The organism is Fretibacterium fastidiosum (assembly GCF_000210715.1).
GTDB classification, from domain to species: Bacteria; Synergistota; Synergistia; order Synergistales; family Aminobacteriaceae; genus Fretibacterium; species Fretibacterium fastidiosum.
This window is the reverse complement of record NC_021038.1, coordinates 260,111-264,554: the sequence shown is the minus strand read 5'-3', so window position 1 is coordinate 264,554 and position 4,444 is coordinate 260,111. Positions and strand designations below refer to the sequence as shown.

General features: G+C 64.4%; 5 protein-coding genes and 2 tRNA genes. All 7 read left to right on the top strand.

Going from position 1 to position 4,444, the window contains the following annotated elements:
* Positions 1 to 95 precede the first annotated feature (95 nt).
* The 7 genes from SY1_RS01205 (at position 96) to SY1_RS01175 (ending at position 4,322) form a co-directional block, all read left to right on the top strand.
* Entirely contained in the window at positions 96 to 1,274 is a 1,179-nt protein-coding gene (locus tag SY1_RS01205; protein WP_015555914.1) for a M20 metallopeptidase family protein, read from the top strand.
* Between the two features lie 69 nt (positions 1,275 to 1,343).
* Complete coding sequence (gene yajC / locus SY1_RS01200) at positions 1,344 to 1,622, top strand: preprotein translocase subunit YajC (protein ID WP_015555913.1); 279 nt, start codon at positions 1,344 to 1,346, stop codon at positions 1,620 to 1,622.
* 63 nt (positions 1,623 to 1,685) lie between these two features.
* Entirely contained in the window at positions 1,686 to 2,978 is a 1,293-nt protein-coding gene (locus tag SY1_RS01195) for a C40 family peptidase (RefSeq protein ID WP_208872527.1), read from the top strand.
* Between the two features lie 104 nt (positions 2,979 to 3,082).
* Positions 3,083 to 3,643 carry a DJ-1 family glyoxalase III gene (locus SY1_RS01190; RefSeq protein WP_015555912.1) on the top strand — a complete coding sequence of 187 codons (561 nt, stop codon included), beginning with the start codon at positions 3,083 to 3,085 and terminating at the stop codon, positions 3,641 to 3,643.
* A 43-nt stretch (positions 3,644 to 3,686) separates the two neighbouring features.
* A complete protein-coding gene (locus tag SY1_RS01185; RefSeq protein WP_208872526.1) occupies positions 3,687 to 3,971 on the top strand; it encodes a hypothetical protein in 285 nt (94 codons plus the stop codon).
* Between the two features lie 193 nt (positions 3,972 to 4,164).
* Positions 4,165 to 4,240: transfer RNA gene (locus SY1_RS01180), tRNA-Lys, on the top strand.
* Between the two features lie 6 nt (positions 4,241 to 4,246).
* Positions 4,247 to 4,322: transfer RNA gene (locus SY1_RS01175), tRNA-Glu, on the top strand.
* The last annotated feature ends 122 nt before the right edge of the window (positions 4,323 to 4,444 follow it).

Here is a 4,444-nt window from a genome sequence, read left to right as displayed (position 1 = left end):
CAATCCGTATTAAACGCGAATTGGTACTAATCAGCGCTTCCCTATAATTTGCCATTATAATGATATTATAATGATGATGAAAAGGAGTGGATTCCATGAACTTGTGGGAAGAGTGTAAGGGGCTTCAGGACTACATCGTGGGGATCCGCCGCACCCTGCACCAGATCCCGGAGCTGGGGACGGACCTCCCCAAGACTCAGGCCGCGATCTGCGCCGAGCTGGACAAGCTGGGCATCCCCTACAAGAAAAACGTGGGCGATTCGGGCCTCATCGGCACGATCCAGGGCGGAAAGCCGGGAAAGACGATCCTGCTCCGCGCGGACATCGACGCCCTGCCCATCCAGGAGGACACGGGCCTGCCCTTCGCCTCGAAGCATGAGGGACGCATGCACGCCTGCGGACACGACACACACGCGGCCATGCTCCTTGGGGCCCTGCGCGTCCTGAACGAACACAGGGCGGAGCTGGCCGGCAACGTCAAGTTCGTCTTTCAGACGGGCGAGGAGGTCTGCAAGGGCGCTAAGGTCGCGGTCAAGGAGGGCGTCATGGACGGGGTGGATGCCGTCTTCGGAATGCACATCGGCTCCATCTTCGAAGGGATGCCGCTGGGGTCCTTCGCCATCGCGCCGGGGTGCATCATGGCGTCGTTCGACCGCTTCGTCTTGACGGTGAAGGGCACTGGCTGCCACGGCTCGACGCCGGAGAAGGGCGTCGACCCCATCACCATCGCCTCAAACATCGTCCTGTCGCTTCAGGAGGTCATCGCGAGGGAGATCGCTGCACCCAAGGCCGCCGTCCTGACCATAGGGAAGATCGCGGGCGGCTTCGCTTACAACGTCATCCCCAACGAGGTCGTGATCGAGGGCACGATCCGCGCCTTCGAGGACCCCGTGCGGCAGCACCTGGCCAAACGCATCGGGGAGATCGGTAAGGGGGTCGCGGCCACCTTCCGCGGCGGCTGCGACTTCGAGATGGACTGGGGCGCTCCCCCCGTCGTCAACGACGACGCCATGGCGAAGCTCGCGGCCGAGGCGGCGGCGAAGGCGTTGGGCAGGGAGAACGTCGTCACGGCCTTCAATCCCGTCATGGGCGGCGAGGACTTCGCCTACTATCTGGAGAAGGCGCCCGGAGCCTTCATGGCCCTGTGCTCCGTGAACCCCGAGAAGCACGCGGACGCGCCGCACCACAACCCGAAGTTCGACGTCGACGAGGACGTCCTGTACCGGGGCAGCGTCGTGTTCGTCAGCATCGTGGAGGAGTTCCTGGGCCGTTGAGCCGGCCCTCCCCGACTGCCCCCACAGGGGGAAAATTCGGAGCGGTTTTGTCTATGGAGGGGTTCGACCATGAATGATCTGTTGTCCCTCGGCATCCTTTACGTGCTGGGGATATTCGTCCTGATCTACTTCTTCACCGTGCTGCCGGCCCGAAAAAAGCACAAGCGGGTGCAGGCCATGCACGCCGCGGTCAAGGAGGGCGACGAGATCGTCACGATAGGCGGCGTCATCGCGCAGGTCCTGTCCCGCGACGGCATGGAGCTCGTGTTGAAGCTCAACGACGCGGGAACGACCATGAAGATCGTCGTCTACGCCGTGCAGTCCATCCGCAAGACCGGGACAAGATAGACGCCAAGCGCGTCAAGCCGCGCAAAATTCAGGCACACACATAAAATCCGAGGAGGTTGTTTCATGCGTTCTTTGGTTGGAAAAGCGCTTTGCATCGCATCGGTCCTCTGCGCCGCGGCCCTCGCGGCACTCCCCGCCCGGGGCACCGACGGATCGGGAGACCTGTGGGCGGTCGTCACCGCGCCGATGGCCCCCACCCTCTACGACGGGGAGCGGGACGACGAAGTCCTCTACGGGATGATCGGCGAGGTCCTGGCGGACAGGGACGACCAGGGGCTGTACGGCGTGCGGATGCAGTACGGCTACAAGACGTCCATCGAGGGCCAGCACGTTGCGCTCGTCTCCAGGGACGAGGCCGAGGCCTGGCGGGCCTCCGTCACCCACCAGGTGATCGCCCCCTTTGCGGACGTGCTGCCCGAGGCGCGGACGGAATCCTATCCACCGCTCATCACCCTGCCCCGCGGAGCGTACCTCAAGGTGGGGGAACCGGACTCCGAGGACGCCCGCTGGCTTCGCGCCGAACTTTTCGGCGGGCAAACCGGCTGGGTCAACAAGAACCTGGTGCGGGAACTTCGCGCGTGGGGGCAGGAAGAGGCCGTGCGCGCGGCGCTGACGGCCGACGCGGAGCTCTACCTCGGCGTCGGCTATCGCTGGGGCGGGAAGACCCCCTGCGGCCTGGACTGCTCCGGCTTCACCAGCATGGTCTACATGCTGAACGGCCTCGACATCTACCGCAACTCCCGCCCCGAGGCGGGCTACCCCATCGCCCTGATGCACGTGGAGGGGACGCCGGAGGACGCCCACACGGCGGAGACGCTGGCCGCCGCAAAGCCGGGGGACCTGGTCTTCTGGGGCGGACACGTCGGGTTCTACGTTGGAAACGGGAAGTACATCCACTCCAACGGCTCCTCCTTCAACACGAGGGTCAACTCCCTGATCTCGGGGGACGAGGACTTCCGCGCGGACCTGGCGAAGCCGTCAGCCATCTACACCTGGGGGACGGCGTTCCCAGCGGAGCCCAATCGGCTCGTCGTCCGGCGGTTCTACGCCCTGCCCTTCACGTCCGGCGACCAGACGGGCTACCGCTTCTACGCCCGCGCGGACGGGTACGCGCCGAACCGCGCGATCCTGTACCCCGAGGGGAAGGACGGCCCCGCCATCGAGGTGGGCAGGACGCGCCGCATGCTCTACGACAACCCCGCGTCGGAGCATAAGGACGTCCCCGTCTACTTCTACCCGAAACCCGGCTCCTACAGGCCCGCGCTAGTCCTGGTGAACGACGGGGGCTACCGCCCGGAGGGAAAGACCATCAGCAGCGATCTCGCGGAGATGACCGAGCCCATCGCCGTCCGGTGAGGCGCGCCGTTCGGGAGTGACCGGGGCCTGCCCATGAGGCAGGCCCTTTTTCGCTTGCCTAAACGCCCCAGATGGGGGACAATGGCCCCCAGGAGGTGTTGTCTATGGCAAGCGCAGCGGTATTTTTGATCGATGGCTTTGAGGAGACCGAGGCCCTGACCACCGTGGACATCCTGCGGCGGGGCGATGTGGAGGTCACGACCGTCTCCCTGACGGGACGGGGCGACGCGGTGAGCAGCCGCGGGGTTTCCGTGCGGGCGGACGCGCTCTTCGACGACGCGAAGGACAAGGACTTCGACATGCTGGTCGTTCCGGGCGGCACGGTGGAGTACGCCAGGCATGAGGGCCTCCGAACGCTGGTGCAGAAGTACGACGCGGCGAAGAAGCGCCTGGCCGCCATCTGTGCGGCACCGCTGGCGCTGGAGCGCGCCGGGGTGCTGAAGGACCGCCGGGCCGTCTGCTATCCGGGGATGGAGCCCCAGATCCCCAGCGCGATCCTCGGCACCGAGAACGTCGTGACGGACGGACACGTCACCACGGCGAAGGGGCCGGCCATCACGCCCTTCTTCGCGCTGAAGCTGCTCGAACTCCTCTGCGGCAAGGAGAGGGCCGACGAGGTTGCGAAGGACTTTCTGATCCCACTGATCGGCGGGGGTCAGCGATAGGCCCGTTAAAAACGGGGACGACTTGATCATCGAGGTGGATGAAATGACCAACGAGGAGTTTGCGCGCTGCGTTCAGGAGGCTGGGGAGAAGGACCTGGAGAACTTCCAGATGGGGATCGTGATGCTGAAGAACCTTCGCCCCATCATGGCGAAGTACGGCCTCGCCGGCAAGGCGGACCAGGACGCCAAGCTGAAGGAGGAGAACGCAGCAGCCCGGACCGCCACGCTGATGCAGTTCTGCCCCGCGGCCGAGTCCGCGGACGTGCTCTACGTGGACGAGAGCGGCGGCAAGTACGACGCGCTGATGTCAAAGCACAGCGGGTACTAGCGGGTACTGATGAGACGCCGGGCGTCCGTCCATAACGGAGTCACCGCGACGGCGGCACTTTCCATGGGGCCGCGCGACAGGGCGCGGACGGACCCCTTCATCCCGCGGAGGTGTCGGCGCCTCCGCGGGCACTTTTTTCCCCTCTTTCCAAATTGTTATGATATAATGCCATGGTGTCTGTTTCAGACGCCTTGAGCCGTTAGCTCAGTCGGTAGAGCACCGGACTTTTAATCCGGGTGTCGTGGGTTCAAGTCCCACACGGCTCACCATCGCGCGGTCCCATCGTCCAGAGGCCCAGGACACAGCCCTTTCAAGGCTGCGACGCGGGTTCGAACCCCGCTGGGACCGCCATTCTAACCATTCAACGATCATCATAACGGCCATATAATTCACTCTCGACGTTTTGCTCATCCAGGAGCCGTTGCGTTGATGTTGGGGCTCAAATGATACCAATTCGCGTTTAATATGGATTG